At 43.1% G+C, this 16082-nt stretch carries 11 protein-coding genes and 1 pseudogene; 2 read left to right on the top strand and 10 right to left on the bottom strand.

Annotated features, from left to right (window positions below; translation table 11 throughout):
- Positions 1-1513: pseudogene (locus G462_RS22400) on the bottom strand (hypothetical protein); the annotation flags it as partial.
- A 123-nt stretch (positions 1514-1636) separates the two neighbouring features.
- On the opposite strand from G462_RS22400, the gene G462_RS0110080 reads away from it, so the two are divergent.
- Positions 1637-2497, top strand: a complete 861-nt coding sequence (locus G462_RS0110080; RefSeq protein WP_026958889.1) for a helix-turn-helix transcriptional regulator — start codon at positions 1637-1639, stop codon at positions 2495-2497.
- Positions 2498-2543: 46 nt separating this feature from the next.
- Here G462_RS0110080 and G462_RS0110075 read toward each other — a convergent pair whose 3' ends face one another.
- From G462_RS0110075 to G462_RS0110030, 9 genes are all read right to left on the bottom strand, one after another.
- Positions 2544-2939 (bottom strand): group I intron-associated PD-(D/E)XK endonuclease, encoded by a 396-nt coding sequence (locus G462_RS0110075; RefSeq protein WP_026958888.1) that lies wholly within the window; start codon positions 2937-2939, stop codon positions 2544-2546.
- 310 nt (positions 2940-3249) lie between these two features.
- Complete coding sequence (locus tag G462_RS0110070) at positions 3250-3477, bottom strand: hypothetical protein (RefSeq protein WP_026958887.1); 228 nt, start codon at positions 3475-3477, stop codon at positions 3250-3252.
- A gap of 120 nt (positions 3478-3597) precedes the next feature.
- The gene (locus tag G462_RS0110065) at positions 3598-3924 is read right to left on the bottom strand and encodes a hypothetical protein (RefSeq protein ID WP_026958886.1); all 327 of its coding nucleotides are present in this window, start codon (positions 3922-3924) and stop codon (positions 3598-3600) included.
- A 51-nt stretch (positions 3925-3975) separates the two neighbouring features.
- Positions 3976-4344, bottom strand: a complete 369-nt coding sequence (locus G462_RS22395; RefSeq protein ID WP_051326662.1) for a hypothetical protein — start codon at positions 4342-4344, stop codon at positions 3976-3978.
- 28 nt (positions 4345-4372) lie between these two features.
- Positions 4373-5833 carry a TnsD family Tn7-like transposition protein gene (locus G462_RS24250; protein ID WP_084405017.1) on the bottom strand — a complete coding sequence of 487 codons (1461 nt, stop codon included), beginning with the start codon at positions 5831-5833 and terminating at the stop codon, positions 4373-4375.
- 23 nt (positions 5834-5856) lie between these two features.
- Positions 5857-6813, bottom strand: a complete 957-nt coding sequence (locus G462_RS24245; RefSeq protein WP_169720159.1) for a TniQ family protein — start codon at positions 6811-6813, stop codon at positions 5857-5859.
- Positions 6806-8245, bottom strand: coding sequence for an AAA family ATPase (locus tag G462_RS0110040; protein WP_026958883.1), 1440 nt, complete (start codon positions 8243-8245; stop codon positions 6806-6808). The genes G462_RS24245 and G462_RS0110040 overlap by 8 nt, the downstream gene beginning before the upstream one ends.
- A 13-nt stretch (positions 8246-8258) precedes the next feature.
- Positions 8259-10460 (bottom strand): Mu transposase C-terminal domain-containing protein, encoded by a 2202-nt coding sequence (locus G462_RS0110035; protein ID WP_026958882.1) that lies wholly within the window; start codon positions 10458-10460, stop codon positions 8259-8261.
- Entirely contained in the window at positions 10457-11281 is an 825-nt protein-coding gene (locus G462_RS0110030) for a TnsA endonuclease N-terminal domain-containing protein (protein WP_026958881.1), read from the bottom strand. The genes G462_RS0110035 and G462_RS0110030 overlap by 4 nt, the downstream gene beginning before the upstream one ends.
- 474 nt (positions 11282-11755) lie before the next feature.
- Here G462_RS0110030 and G462_RS0110015 point away from each other — a divergent pair, with 474 nt between their 5' ends.
- Complete coding sequence (locus G462_RS0110015) at positions 11756-15886, top strand: esterase/lipase family protein (protein ID WP_026958879.1); 4131 nt, start codon at positions 11756-11758, stop codon at positions 15884-15886.
- Positions 15887-16082 lie beyond the last annotated feature (196 nt).

The raw sequence follows: 16082 nt of genomic DNA, 5'->3' as shown, positions 1-16082 counted from the left end.
TGACACCCAATGAGTCAGAGCGAAGGTACTGGCTTGAATACAAAACCGTGGCCAATTTAACTTGACCACTACAAACCCAGTGTGCTAGCAGTCCAGATGACGTCAGCGCGAGGTCGAAAGTAGACGCTATGGCAGTATTATCTGTTTCACTGTATTTGGAGATGTTAGAGATTTCATATCCGCTGTCATGAAAACTGTAGGCTCTATACTCACTTTGCAATTTAAAGCTGAGACGAGCGGATATCAGTGACATGATGCTCTTGGTCAGCTCAGGCAATCCCAAGTTGTTCAGTATTTTTTCAACGAGGTTTTCTGTTGTGTATGGGCGCGTATCGTCTGATTTCTCGATATTTGTCTTCAACTTGAGTACAGCGCTGAGCATTGCATTACAAAACGACCGCACAAGTTGAGCGCCACTATTCACGAATTTAATTGCACTCAAATCTCCCTGCGAACCAATTTCATGACTACCGCTTTTGTTGTCTAACCTTGACCTCAAATCCTCATGGTTGAAATTGATCGCATGTATGGACATCCGGTCAGACAACATAGTGAAGATACGGTTCTGATTCTCACGCCCTTGAAGAATCGTTTTCTCGGTGATGTAAGGTCTTAAGTCTGCCCTCCACTTTTTCTGATGATTGCCAAGCGTTTCTCGGAACTTGTCAAAGCACTTATTTACGCCCGAAAATTCCTGAGAGCCTTGAATACTGAAGCTTTCGAAGCTGGAGTATAATTTCCTCGTCAGAGCAATGATGTCGTAATCAGAAACTGTACTAATTAGGTGTGCAAGGAACTCAGATTGCTGGCGATCAAACTCGTCCAAAATTAGCAATGAGTTTTCCAAAAAATCGCTGATTCGATGAGTACGTTGTATTCCGTGCCATGGATAAAGGAGTTTAGCTGTCGTCATGAAGATGACTTGTGTTGATTCAGCATCTATCAACCCGGCAGGAAAAACTCGATTCAGGACGTCCTCGACTGATTTTTCTTGTTGCACTTGTTGCCGAAAATACGACCGCAATAAGCTGAAAATACTCCCATAAAGCACCTGAAGATCCTCGTCCAAAATGCTGGAACACTTCGCTACCTTGGCTTCTTCAATCATGCGGGCTTTATCAAGTAACTTTTTTATTTCTCTTCTTGCGTTGTGCTCCAAAACGCCGAGCAAAATTCCCCAATCACTATCACTTAATTCGCCAATAGACGTCGCCTGGGCGGGAATTAAAATCACGTTTCTTCTGAACTTGTCCTTGCTCTCAAGACTAAGGGAATGATCTTCGTCAATACGCGCCAAGAGTGATTCGTATGCTTCTTTGACATTGATCCTCAAGTTGGTGGCGTAGATTAGTGTTTTCTTGGAGTCAGACTTTAGGTGCTCTAGTTGTAAAGCCGTTGCTTGATAAGTCTTTCCCAATCCCGTCTGAGCATCGACCAGCGCTAGGCAGCCTTGCTTGCTACAACAGGCTTCTGGACCAACCATGTCTATATACGTATTCAGTAGAGCACTCACTAATGACTCCTATCGCATTGGGAATTGACGCTTTGTCGATACCGAACAATAATAAGTAGCTAATAGCGACAGGTAAATACTGAATACACATACACGTCGCATAACTAGACAGGTAATCACTTGATGGATAAATGGCCTATTCGATGGGATCTCCTCTTTCGCTATCGCATGATCGAGATTATTGCACTCTGGGAAGGCAGGTTAACAACCAAACATCTGATACAGAGCTTTGGTATAGGTAGGCAGCAAGCTTCAAAAGATATCAATAGCTATATCACGGAAGTTGCGCCCGGAAGTCTCATCTATGACAAACAGCTAAAAGGCTACAAACCCAGTGATAGCTTCTCTCCTAAGCTAACAAGTGGTCAGGCAGATGAGTATTTACATATCCTCGCCAGGCAGGAGGATATGGCCATCACGTTTTCTGAACTCAATATGGGTTTTGAAAACACAGAAATGGTTCGCCCGATAACCCGCAACATATCGCCAGAGGTGTTACGACCGCTAGTTCAAGCAATTAGAGAAAAAAAACGTGTAGACATAAGCTACACATCAATGAAGAACGGGAAGGAAGTAGAGAGAATAATCTCCCCCCATACACTTGTTTGTACCCCCCTGCGCTGGCATGTTCGGGCTTTTTGTGAACATGCCCAAGGATACAGAGACTTTGTACTGAGCCGGATAAGAGGGCTCCCAGACATTAACGATAAAATCGTCATGGGTAGAGACCAGGACGAAGCGTGGAACACTGCTCTTGAAGTACACCTTTCACCTGATCATAGACTCAGTGAATCGCAAGCTGCCGTAGTAGCCCATGACTACGGGATGACCAACAACATCATCAAGATCCCGACATCAGCGGCGTTGGTTAGATACGTGCTAGATGCTTACAACATAGACGTTAAACTCCTTGATTTAGATCCGAAAGGGCAACAAGTAGTCCTAAGCAACTATGAACAGCTCAAACCGTACTTGTTCTTTTAGATAGCTCACGAACAAATCAAACGCAGTACCAACAGTTTTCCGCTAACTATATGCTTTCAAATGCCTTAATGAAGGGCTTTCTGTCTTTATGGAAACGGATATGGCCAATTGAATTCAAGGGCTTACGGGCTTCATCAAACGGCTTTGTTATGTAGCCCCAGTTCCCTACCTTAGAAAAGAAAATAACGTAGTCAATATCTGCACTTCCCCACCTATTTTCAACCAATACAGACTCATCATGAGTGTCTATAGCTTTTACTTGAATTCGATAGAGAGTACGACCATCTAAGGCGATAAGGTCTGTCTTCATGTCATGATCTGTTATGGGCATGAAGACCTCCCAGCCATCGCAAGTCAACCAGCTTGCGGTAAGTGTTTCAAATGAGACGTTTTGGTAGTACTTATCGGCGGGAGGAGTTCGGACGATACTTCGTTTAGGCATAGCGGTTCCTATAAATTGACGCCGAATACCAGATGGGCCTCCTGGTAGACGAACAAGGTACCGCTCACCGGTAACCTCAATTTATATCACCGTACAAGCGTTCGCTTTGCACCTAGTACAAAGGCTGGCCAGCCTCGCCGTTCCCCTGTATTGGGTTACTAGACGTAAATGCACTATCAGACATCATGCCTGTGATATCAGTAAGATTTTGAATTTACAACGAAGTCATTTGCCATTCAACTAGTTTAAAGCTGACTGCTTTGTCATAGCCCTTACACTGGTGACGCAAAGAAGAGCGTCTTTACCTTTCCTACTCGAAACCTCCCATTGCTTTGCAATTCAAATAGCTTGTGAGCTCGGCAATACCATAGTCTTCCAAGACCTCTCTCGGTGATAGCCCTTCATAACTAGGTAACTCAGCATGATTGAACCATGCTACGGTGTTTTCCCCCGCTTTTTCGTTAATAAACTGAGCAGCTTCTACACTAGTCTCCGCATCCTCGATTAACGCCAACAGTGAGTAGTAATCGATTCCCATTCGAAGTTCCTCGTACGGTTAGTAAGAGTTCAACATGTATATCGTCAGCGCATGATAGTTTCGTCAGAATGCCCCCTCCAATGCTTAGTTAGAGGGTACTCATGATGCTGATGTTGATTTTCATTTCCTTCCCAAGAGCTCCCCAACGGAGACTTGCTTAATCATTCGTTCAAAGTCATCAAACAGTGTTTCTAGAGCGACGTCATTCACGGCTCGAGAGCTTATGAGATAAAAGGTTGGCAGGCCGGTCATAAGTTGATAGTCAATTTTGTACACTTCAATACAGCCGTCGGGCTCTGCAATTGCAGCGAGCTCTCTAAACAGCCGAGAAACGACGAATGCGTAGCAGCTTTGAGTTTGGTAGTCGTCAAGGACAGCTAGTCTAGGATAGAGGTTGTCTATCTGCTTCATTACCGCCGATGAAACAACATCATCACCAATTAGCACTACAAGCCTCCAGTCTGCTTAAAGCTCCCAAAGCATCGTTTGCAACGAGCGTTATACCTTTGCTTTGACTTCATTAGGCAGACCTGGAACATCACGCAGCGCTATCTCCATCATGCTAACGCCATGAACCGAACTCTTTTTAGAAATGCTCTCCATTACTAGCCCTTGATAAAAGGAATAGCCGCTTTCCCCGTCTAGATGTAGCTTGTAGGTTGAGCCACTCGCCTGCGGCCAAATGACATACTCGCCATCCAGAAAAGCCTCAGACGCGTCAAAAGCGCCGCTTGAGACATTCCACCGGTCATTCTCCCTCCAAGTTGCAAACACCTTGTAAAAAGGCCTATCCTCAGGTGCTTCAAAGCGAAGAACTGTCCAACCTTCGGGGGTATGTGTTTTGATGTTTTGCTTGTAGGTCTCCATATTGACTCCTGATTCATGGGGTTAATAATCACTGTTTTGAACTGCGCCTAGCAGCTCTTGGGATAGCTTCAGGCAGTTGCTTGTACAACCAGTCTTTGTCGTGTTTGAACAACCAGGTATAACTGGCTCGGGCGGCATCTTGTATTTGTTTTCGAGAAGGTGTTTTGAGGCTATTTTGTGTGGCGACTAGGTTTGCACGATGCTCACTTCGCTTGTGGTAAAAGCGGATTCGAGAACGTAATACAGGCAGCTCAGAATATCGCCCGAGTTCTTGCTCGACAGCACCGACTGAACAACCAATATGAGCAGCAATCGCTTGAGTGCTTTTGCCAATAGTGAGCTTTCGCCAGATAATCCGCCGTTCTTCCTCAAATAGCTTTTGCGTACGGCGCTTGACCTCGACACTGCCCCTTAAAGCTATCCGCTTAAATGTCGAAACACTGCCGCCAAGTGTCTTCGCCACTTGCCGAAGGCTTTGCCCAGTTTTTAACTTGGATAATGTCTGCTGCTCGACTTCTAGTTTTAGCTGAGACTTTTCTCGGTCGATTCTCCGAGCATGCCGCTCTATCACTTTTTGGTGTGTAACTTCAGCTGTTCCACTGAAACGCATGAAGTCGCTGACTGACTCAAACAGCGCTCCAACCATCAAAAGATGTTTTAGCGGATGATGATTAGCCGCTACTCCTCTTACTATGCAAGCAGGAAACTGCTGACGCTTGCCAAGAGAAAAAACTGAGTCCAGTGAAGGTTCTGATAACAGCGGATTCCAGTAGACTTCTAACTCGGAGCGCCAAGTCTGTTGTCGTACATTGAGATTTGGAGAAGCAAAGCCCATCTCAGCCAACCTCACGCTATAGGCATAGATTAACCACTCATTATCAAGTGGAGTCCAACAAACCTCCAATAGCTCCCGACTCAGCTGAGCCAGCCTTACAGCTACCAGTGGAGCCAGTTTGAATTGAAGAGCTCGCTCTAACTGTGGCGGCAGAACTAAACGACTTCGAGATCTTGGTACAGATACCAGCATAACTCGGTGGGTGGCGCATGCAATTACACCAGGTAGCTGATGCTCGGTATGCCAAAATGCCACCCCATATTGATGTAAATCGCTTGCAGCACACCTTGGGCAATATCGAATTACGGATGGCTCAGCGACTCGACTAGCAACAATAGATAAACGCGAGTACGCAGACTGCGTATTACCATTGGACATGTCATTTAGGACATTATTGAACACTTCTTGTTTGGTGAAAGCCCGCCAATATGGAAGCGCCGAATGCTGCTCCACTAAACACTGAACAGAATGCCCTGAAACACTGGATAACGTTTCAGCGTAGCTGGGCAACAATGACATTAGCTGCCGGTGGTTTTTACCAATGAGATGAGCTAGCGCGACCCGAGTTGAAGGCATGCCGGAGCGCAGCCCCCAACGAGCCAACCAACTGTAAAGTGATTCGCCTTCAAATATTTCGGGAACGAATGCAAGCATCTCGAGCTCCTTGTCTTCTCAACTTATGCCAGCAAGTCATCAAATACCGATTCGAGCTCTAGATAGTTGAGCATCATCAGCACACTTACAGGCGGTGCGATCCTCGCTCTGTAAGCAACAGCAGATAGTCGCAGGACTTGGTTGGTGCCATCAAAGAGCTTGTCGCAACTCCGGTTGAAGAAATTGCGAATCACGAGCTCCGGTAACCAAGCTTCAAAATCTCGCTGTTGCTGTGTAATTTCAGCCCTCAGAGGAACACTAAGGTGCTGCGGCAACATCTCATACCCCAGCTTTTCTCGCATCGCCTTAATCAAAGGTTCGTTTTCTACCTTTGAGCCACATTGCTGGAGGTAATAACTCGCAGTATCCAGCCAATGAATAAACGGCGGGATCTCCATTGAGGCAGGACTTATTTGCTCTGAACACTCGCGACAACGACCATCAATGGGTGGTAGCCAATGACGTTGAAAATGAGAGTACTTAAAACCGCAACGAGTGCATTGAAAAAGTAGTAGTGCGTTATGTCGGTAACAGGTCAACGCGGAAGGAAGCTGGTGATAGGTATGCCAATAGGAGGTACCGTACTGTTCATAATCCTCTTCAGCACAGCTCTGGCACCAGCGCCAATGTTGCGCGTGTTTGATGAGATTTTGCTGAACAGGCTTTATTCTTATGGATGCAAGAGACTCATCACCGGACAGCAATAGGTTTCTATCTAATTGTCTAAGAAAGGGCGCATAATAAGGAAAAAGAGTGTGCTGGCCAATGACGTTTTCCCAACCCAAAGTCTCGATAAATTGACGCGACAAATCCCAATAAACAGGTCTCCATACTGCCATTGGGCTCAAACTATTCACATTGTTTGAAACAGCTCGCACAGTGTTGAGAAAATCGTTTCTCCCGCTCACATCAAACCAGCGAGCAAGTACGCTCAAAACATGCTCATGAGGCAATAGCGAAGGCAGATATCGATTACGCATTATCATCATCCTCAAGACCTTGTAAGAACTCTCCCTTAGACAATAGGGAGTCCACACCGAGCATAAGATTCTGATTTTCAGGAAACTCTGTTTTGACTACAGTGGCTTTCTTTCGCGGCACTTTCTTACGCTCTTCAACAACTTCCTTATTGGAGTAAGCCGCCTTATTACTTTCGGTACGAATAGACTTTTCATAACCACTCTTATCCCCACGACGATACCGTGCCAGAGCAGGATCAATCAGGCTGAATTGATTTCGGTAAACCATCTCAAGCAAACCCTCGTGATATGTGTGGTAGCCATCATTGGAGCTAGAACTATCTAGCAGGTTGACAAACGTTTCATGATGTAGCGAGGCCAAGCGAATCATGATTGCTGGCAATCCACAGGTCAGCTTGTGAAACTTGGCCTTAAAGCTATCTCGAACAATTAAAGGAGTTGCTGGGTGTACCAATGCTTTAGGGAAGAGGGTATCAAAGAGTTCTGAAAAATAGGTTGAGCTCAACTCATGGTTGCTCAGCCGGTACTCTCGATCGTTTAGCATTCGGCGCACTGTTGTAGTGTCCGTGCCGACACGATAATCCCCATTGGGCAAAGCCTTGAATACATCAACTCCTTCTGCCGTGCAGCTTTGAAAAATAGGAACTCCGATTTTGTTAAAAAGTGCTTCAAGGATTTGCAGATTAGGCGAGTTTGAGTTTTTTGAGTAAGCCAACATGAACTGTAGTTCGTCGACATGTACCATGCCGAGGTTGTGCTCAAGGGCAACGATCTGCATGGCAGTTAGGTGCTTATCTACTGACTCTCGATCTCTAGCACTCCATTCCTCCGCATAATCGGTTCCTAAAGCGGCATCAACTGCGTGAAAAAAGTTCACCGCCATGGCTTTCGCCGAGCCAGTGGGCGGCAAATCAAAGCTAACCCAGACGAGCTGATTGTTCGCAAAGTGCTTTCCTTTATACGAACAGTGATGAATCACCTGAGGGATCCTTGATTGGATTGTCCGAATCACCGTCGTCTTACCAGTACCTGAATCGCCTGCCACCAGCACAGACGGAGCGGTAGTTAAACCAACAGGATGTGTGAACTTGACCTTGTCCTGACGCATCTGTTCAGCTAATTTAGCCTTGAGCCTAACCATTTGGGGTGAAAAAGGATCGCGCTTAACATACGAATGCAAAACTAGGCTCATGATCTTGTGGTACATAAGCCAGGTTTGTGGCAGAGGTTGGTGGACATCGGTAAGCTGTCGTAGTTGAGTCATTTGATAAAACGGCGGCAGAGACCAAAAATTGGCTTGGATATTAGGTTTGGAAATAACTTCATTAACGAAAACATTGCGGTCTAGGCAGACCTGAATAGCCTCGGACAAAGGGTTTCCGTTGAGGTTAAGATCCATGTGAGGGACATACTCTGCATCAATTACAATCATGTTTACTCCTGATTTAAAAAAGCTTCTTATCGAGATCGTCTGGTAAGTTCTGCTCTGGTGCTTCTGAGGTAGTTTCATCCATTAGCGCAGCGTGTAACTCCACCGCATGTAACATCTTCTCAAGGGTTTTCTGAAACAACTGACGAGATTTAATTCCGGGTTGGATTGACTTGCGGGAATTCTCCGGTGTACCAGACAATTGCTCCTGGTTAAGCGCTTCGATGCGGTCAATAATCCCTTGCTTGAATGCCGCCATCCTTTTTTTGTTAAGCCGGTTTTGGTGCTTTTTGTCTTTGAACTGCTCAAGGAGGTGCAGCAAAGGCTCCCAATGCATATCTAGGAAGGGTGATTCGTCATTTACATTCTTCAAATGCAAGCACACGTACTCTCCCTCAGACGTTTTATGCCAGATCTGAGAAGTCCAGTCTTTGGTGCGTTTAACTACAATTTTGAATGCACCATGGTGTTTAGCTTTGGTATACCACCCAGCTTGGTTAGCAAAATCTGAGTGATATACTAAGCCTTCAAAATAGACCCCATTGCCACGAACATAAGCAGTTTCTTCAGGCAAGAAAGCCCACCTAACTCTTCCTGGTTCAACATCTTTTGAAGGCCTACCACCATTCATTTCCTGCTTAAGGGAGTGCAAAAAAAGTGCTTGAGGAGTTATGTCGATATTGGCTCGGATCGCATTGATATCCATTTTGCTAATGCGCTCAGCGCTGTTATTGCGAAATACAATCTCCTCGTAGATAAGTCGATGCAGAGCATCTAAGTCATACTCAGCTCGATTCGATGGGTGCTGTTCGTCCCTACCAACCAGCTTTGGTATGGCCCCAGCGATAAAGTGAATTACGCCATTAAGCACACCAAAAGCCCTCTCCACACAGCCTTTGGCATCCCCTCTGAATACGGCTGTGAAATTAAATGCCCGTATTCCAAGCTCCGATCTTAATATCGACTGAATTAGCCCGTCTTTGTACTCAGGGCCATTATCGATCGTGACCTGCACGGGAATATGGGCAGCGGGCCAATTTACGTCTTCAGGAGGGACGCCAAAACGTGCACAGAACTCTTTTTTGTCCATGCAAGCGTTGACCAACGCTTGCGCAGCACCTTGCCAACAGGGGCCATCGAAACCAAGATAAAAACCCACATACATGGTGCTTGCGACGTCGACCACCAAGTAGAGCACTGGCCGTCCCATTGTGTACTGACCTGTCGTGTCATAAGGGTATCTAACGTAAACATCAAGAATGGTAGCGTCGATTTCATAGCGATGAGTTGCACCTATAACACCGTCATGAGCGGAGCCCTGACGATCAGCATAATCCTTCTCATAGACTAAGTTTCCATACTTGATCTTTAGGTATTCTGCTTTGGTAAAAATCTGTTTTAAGTGGTAGTAAACCTGCTCATCAGAGAGGCATTCGTGCTCTTTAAAGGGAACGTAGGTACGGTGAACCTCTCCTTCAATCTCCCTCTCTACAATATGGTTCTCAAAATTGAGCTGATAAACTTCTATCGCTTTTGCATAGGTAAACTTACTACAAGTCTTCTTTACGAAAGCGACGACCTGACGCAGCGCTTTTTTATGAAGCTTTGTTACACCCATCGACTTCGATCGACTGTTCCGATTATCTTTGCCGCCGCGCCCTCGCTTCACGTTGTTAGGGCCAGGCTTGTCAATGTGGAGATAGTTTGAACCACAAGCTTTAAGCCTGACAGGTAGGAGAGCATTAATTGTGCAGCCGAATGTAATGTAGCGATTAAGGGCGCTGTAGTACGCCCCCTTAGTCTTCCATGCAGACTCATCATCAGAACGGATGTTTTCAGCAACAAGAAACATCACCTCATCAGCGATGCCGTCTCCATAGAGGTACTGGTTTATAAGTGCGTCACTCGTTAGCGGAGCCAGACGTCGATGCTTTTCATCCCGCTTAGCAACCCACGTCTGCCTCTTTTGTTCTTTAAGCTCTCTGTCACTGAAAGACATCTCTGCTGGATAAGAGAATTGCTGTGTTGTATAGCCCTTTTGCTTAATAAGCTTGGTTAACTCATTAAACTTCCAAATCTTTGGTTTCGGTAAATTACTGCGGCCTTCAATAACTTTAAGGTCCACCACAGCCGCGAGTTGGCGACTAAAGTGTACATGGCAGACTAGCAGGTCGATCTCCCCGTCATTTGAGGAGATCTGTAAGCTCTGATAAATCACAGCTTCAACTCTACTGGACGAAATAGTCGGATATGGCGAGTTGTCACAATGGGGAGGAGGTGGTGAAGCCCGCAGTATTGGAAAAGCGACTGAGATCGTTGGAAAGACAAGCGCAAGTTTGAACCCACAGAGTTTAAATGGTCCTGTAGCTCTGCTCGTGGGTCGGATATCCACGATTCAATGAACGCTTCACCAAACTCTACTAGTTCATTTCGACTAGCTACTAGGTCATGAGCCAGTTCAAAGTAGTTGACGCACCATGCTCTCTGCTTGGTTGTATTCCGCTCTGTGATTATTCGATACTCAACTCCTCGCCGAGCCCAATACTCCCGCTCAATACAGAACTTCTGCCAAGTGCGTGAGCTCTTTTCAACTACTTCACCCTCAGGAGTTATTTCGAAAATCTGATTCCAATACTTGAAGGAGTAAGCAATGAGCTTAAATCCACCATTGGGTAACCGTACCTTGACCAAGAAATCGAGAGTCATGGGGTGAGCTACGAAGGTCTTCCAATCACGAGGGTGGATAACATTCAGGCCAATGGCGATATCCAAGGTTTCATCAATATCCAGAACATACTGCTCTTCCACGCTGATTGTGTTTGGTTGCCAAAGCAGAATTTTGTAGCTGCGTTCTTCACCGTCAGAGAGCAGATGCACCTCGCGATTTTGTCTCACACAATAGACCCAATGACGCCTGCCTACTTTGTTAACCTTCCTAACAGTGATGAAAGGCAGGTATGTTTGCTTGAGCTGAATCTCCCTCTTCCATGCATTTATCGACTTAACGATTTCGTTAGTAATTACCGGTTGCCGAACCATAAACGCTTTCCTGTTCAAAAAACGTCCTTATACCAAGTCAGCTCAGAAAATTGCAGTCTGCAAAAACTTGTAACTGTATGTTATAATTAAGGAAATAGTTAATTATACGAAAAGAAACTAATGTCATTAGGGGTAGATCTCCTCTCTTTATGTCACTTTTTCGGGCCTGTTTTTCTAAGTCTTTGACCCCCCTAACATTCTCGATTTTGAAATAGCCGCATACTACTGAAGTTATTGCTAAAAATGTCATTGAGGCTTCCCAAAATTTCGAATACCTTCGGTTTTTTCTAAGTGAGAAAGAGTTTCATGACTGACGTGATTTTAACCACTCAGGAGGAGGCAACCTACCTGAAGCTAAATGAAAAGACTGCTTATCGCTCAGCTAGCGAAGGCAAGTTATCGGGGTTCTAAATTGGCGGTATCTGGCGATTTAAGCGGATTGACGTTGAGCAATGGATTAAAGAGAAAAAAGAAGTGGCAAAAATAGTTTTAAGATCAGATCCTGAAAAAATTAAAGATGTTCACGTAATCTTGCTGCATGGCTTGGGAGGTGACTCAAAGAATACTTGGTTAGATAGAAATACCAAAAAAGTAGCTTGGCCTATGTGGCTCTTGGAAGATTGTGAAGATCTAAACATATGGACTGTTAAATATGAAGCTCCAAAGCTCAAGTTTGATAGTTCAGGGATGGGCATTCCGGATCTTGCTACAAACATTTTTGAGAACTTACTTAAAACTCCGAAGCTAGCCGATGGCGAAATAGTATTTGTTTGCCACAGTCTTGGAGGACTAATTACAAAACAAATATTAAGAATCGCTAGTGATCAAAATAAAAGAGAAGTTGCACATCAATTTATAGAAAGAGTTACTGGCGTTGCTTTTTTAGGCACTCCTCATCTTGGCTCTGACATCGCAACTCATGGCCACAATATTTTTGCCAAAGGTCTTTTGAGATGCCTAACATTTCAACAACCATCAATAGCTGCTGCATCTTTGAGTCGAAATGACCCCAACCTTAGAGAATTAAATACTTGGTATCGAGATTGGTGCCAGCACAAAGTACTGAGACATCTTGTCCTTATAGAAACTGAAAAAATGTACGGTACTATCACTGTTGTTAAACCAGACAGTGCTGATCCTGGTATAGCTGGGGTTAGAGCTATTCCTATTGCGGTTAGTCATGAAAACATTTGTAAGCCAAATGATAAAAATGATGAGATATATACCCATATCAAAGAATTTGTATCTCAAAAAAAAAGAGATTTTCATAAGCTATGGATAAGTTCACGATTTCATAACGATATAAACGCATGGGAAGGGTATAGTAACTGGGCAAATTGCCCCCATGGAACGATCGGTGAATACTTCGTTGATGAACAGGTTAGATTGCTTGATTCATCTTCAAGCAATAACGAAGGGCTTAAAGGTTTAGATGGCTTAAACCTTATTAGAAACAAGTTATTAGAAAGAAAAGCGTCTATTAGACTTGTTGGTTTATCTGGTGTTGGAAAAACTCGGTTCGTGCAAGCTTTATTTGATGAGCGCATTGGTGAAAACCCTTTGCCCCATAAGGCAGTATTTTATACTGATATGGCCAATGGTCCAAAGCCAACACCGCAAGCTTTGGCAGAAAAAATCGCTAACGAAGGCCGAAAGGCAATTTTGATAATAGATAACTGTCCACCTGACTTACATAGATCCCTAACCACATTGTGTAGCACCGAGAGCAGTAGCACCAATTTACTGACTGTCGAGTATGATTTAAGAGAAGACCAACCAGAGCAAACAGAAGTATTCTCTTTAGAGCCATCATCTGTCGAGCTTATAGAAAAAATACTTAACGCTAGATATCAGCATCTAGGTCAGCAAAACTCTAGAACAATTAGTGAATTTTCAGGTGGCAACTCAAGAATAGCTTTGGCTTTAGCAGAAACAATAGGTAAAGACGAAAACATCTCAAGCTTAAGGGATGAAGAACTATTTAAAAGACTATTTAACCAACGTCATGCTAATGAAAAGTCACTCGAAACAGCCGCTCAATATCTTTCACTCGTTTATTCATTCCAAATTAACAGTGATAAGACTTATAGTGATGATATTACTTTACTCAGTGAACTATCAGGAATTCCACCAAGAGATATCCATGAATCAGCTAAAGAGCTAAAGCGTCGAAATTTAGTTCAGCAACGAAGTAAATGGATGGCTGTTTTACCGCACCCAATTGCGAACAGGTTAGCAAAGCATGCGTTAGAAAATATAAGTACAGGTGTTATTTATGATAACTTCAATGAATCAACAGATGAACGCTTACTAAAATCCTTTTCAAGGAGATTAGGCTACTTACCTAAATGTGAAGAAGCCAAAATCATCGTTAATGAGTGGTTAAATAAAAATGGATTATTACATAAACTATACGCCGAAGGAAAAAGTGAATTTGCCTGGGTATTGCTCACCAATATAGCTCCTATTTCAACTAAAGAAGTTTTACTTCACATTGAAGCTTTAGCTAAACAGCCTGATTTTTGCACACGAAAAAATAAGCAATTTACAGAAATAACAAGACTTATCAGGTCTATTGCTTATGATGAACAATATTTTGATATCTGTGCAAATTTGTTATGCCAATTCACTTTATCAGAAGATAAAGCTGAAAATTGCAACTCTATCAAAGATGTTTTAAAGTCATTATTTCAACTTTATTTATCTGGAACTCATGCAACCAAAGAGCAGCGTTTAGATGTTATAAAAAATTTAATTTCTATGGCTACCGAGCATAGTGTAGAACTGGCTTTCGAACTCTTAGACGCATCTCTTGAGGCTTGGCACTTTTCCTCCAGCCATAGCTTTGATTTTGGTGCGAACCCAAGAGATTTTGGTTATAGACCAAAAACCAACCAAGATGTTGCAGACTGGTATCAATTGTTCATTGAATATACATCTGAATTTATCACTAATAAAACTCTTCACTCAGAGCGAGCCAAAAAAGTACTAGGCAAAAGCCTACGTGGCTTGTGGCGACAAAATTACTTAAGAGGTTTAATTGAACACACTTGTATAAAAATAAGTACTTTAGGAATGTGGGCTGATGGTTTTTCTGCCTTACATGATATCTTAAAATGGGATTGCAAAACTTCCACAGAAACAGAAATACAGAGGTTGCGAACAATCGCAAAGCAATTATCACCTAAGTCCTTATTAGACGATATAAACATGTATGTATTGGCTGATAAATGGAAATTTCATGATTTAGAAGAATATGATAAGGATGGTGCTTTAAATGAGCGCGGTTATAAAAAAGGACAGCAATACTCTATAGATTTGGGGGTAAAAGCAGCAGATACTGATAGGCAGTTACTTCAATCTATGTTGACTGAACTTCTGTCATACAGTGGTTCTAGCTCTAACTTATTTGAATTTGGAGAAGGTTGTGCAAAAGGAACACATAATAACGAAGAGCTATTAGCCTTGACAGTTTCTGCATTAGAAAAAGTACCTGAGAAAGAACGAAACATTAACTTCTTATGTGGTCAAATTAAGCACCTCTCGAAAGTTAACATCAAGCTCACCAATACTTTCTTAGATGAATTCATGGAACACCCTGAACTCAAGCAATGCTTTATATTAGTTCAACTAAGTTACGTTATCGACCAAAGTGCAATTGCTCGTATACTTAAAGCATTAAAAGAAAACATATCTCCAGTTTGGATGTATGGAAACTTAGCATGTGGTCGCAGTCACGAACCAATATCCGACGCTCAGCTATGTGAAATGTTAGATTTAATTTGGCAACAAGAAGACGGCCAGACAGTTGCCATAGAAATACTATCCATGCGCTTTCATGGGCTAAAGCAAAAACAACACTATGTTGTTTCAGATTTGCTTAAAGAGAAATCAGCATCACTTTTAGCATCATTCAATTACTCAGAAGAAAAAGGACCTTCCGGCGGCAGCGATTATAGTTTAACCCAAATAGCCAATGTCTGCTTTTGTGATGGCACAAATGAAGAGTATGCTTTAACTGTTCTAGAATCAATTAAAGCGAAAATCTCAACTCATATCATCGGAAGATATGATTTCCCAGAATTTATGTCCACAATTATTCAATTGCATCCTATTTTAGCCCTTGAAGTATTTATAGGCAAAAATAAAGAAGTAGAACCTCAGATAAGAAACGCAATAAAGGGGAGGCTTGATAAGAAAGTAAGTCCATTTTCGAAAGTTGATATAAAGAGCACGTTAGACTGGTGTAAATACAACGGTAAAGATAGCTATCCAGCTCTCGCATCAATTATTACACCTTACCAATCAAATGAAAAAACTGTTAAGTGGACACCATTAGCGATTGAATTGTTACAAGCTTGTCCAGAACCTACTTTGGTTTTGGATAAATACTTATCTAATTTCACTCCAAACGGAGGGACAGGTTCATGGGCAAAAATACTTGAGTCTCGATTACCTTTATTTCAACCATTGATAGATTCAACTGACAAAATAGTATCCGAATGGGCTATTGCTAAAAAACCACAATGGGAAGCTTACATTACAAGAGAATATGAGAGAGAAGCAGAACGTGACACTGAAAATGGTGAGCGATTTGAATGGTGAGTAAATCTATTGAGAATGAGGAACAGAAAAGCGAACCAAACGGTTCGCTTTTCTACGTCTGGACTAGACAGTCACAATCTTAATTTCAGTCACAGACTTAATTAATCTAGTCACAAACTTAATTGTGATGTGACACTTATAGAGTATGAGTTGCTCTACCTTAAGATAAATGGGCAAAAGCGTGTCACAACAAAAA

This window comes from Aliagarivorans taiwanensis DSM 22990, assembly GCF_000429505.1.
In the GTDB taxonomy this organism is placed as follows: domain Bacteria; phylum Pseudomonadota; class Gammaproteobacteria; order Enterobacterales; family Celerinatantimonadaceae; genus Aliagarivorans; species Aliagarivorans taiwanensis.
Note: the sequence above shows the minus strand (reverse complement) of the source record. Positions and strands in the feature narration are given on the sequence as shown.

Coding starts and splice junctions, on each gene's coding strand:
- G462_RS0110080 (WP_026958889.1), top strand. CDS start 1,637: ATGGATAAATGGCCTATTCGATGGGATCTCCTCTTTCGCTATCGCATG.
- G462_RS0110075 (WP_026958888.1), bottom strand. CDS start 2,939: ATGCCTAAACGAAGTATCGTCCGAACTCCTCCCGCCGATAAGTACTAC.
- G462_RS0110070 (WP_026958887.1), bottom strand. CDS start 3,477: ATGGGAATCGATTACTACTCACTGTTGGCGTTAATCGAGGATGCGGAG.
- G462_RS22395 (WP_051326662.1), bottom strand. CDS start 4,344: ATGGAGACCTACAAGCAAAACATCAAAACACATACCCCCGAAGGTTGG.
- G462_RS24250 (WP_084405017.1), bottom strand. CDS start 5,833: ATGCTTGCATTCGTTCCCGAAATATTTGAAGGCGAATCACTTTACAGT.
- G462_RS24245 (WP_169720159.1), bottom strand. CDS start 6,813: ATGCGTAATCGATATCTGCCTTCGCTATTGCCTCATGAGCATGTTTTG.
- G462_RS0110040 (WP_026958883.1), bottom strand. CDS start 8,245: ATGATTGTAATTGATGCAGAGTATGTCCCTCACATGGATCTTAACCTC.
- G462_RS0110030 (WP_026958881.1), bottom strand. CDS start 11,281: ATGGTTCGGCAACCGGTAATTACTAACGAAATCGTTAAGTCGATAAAT.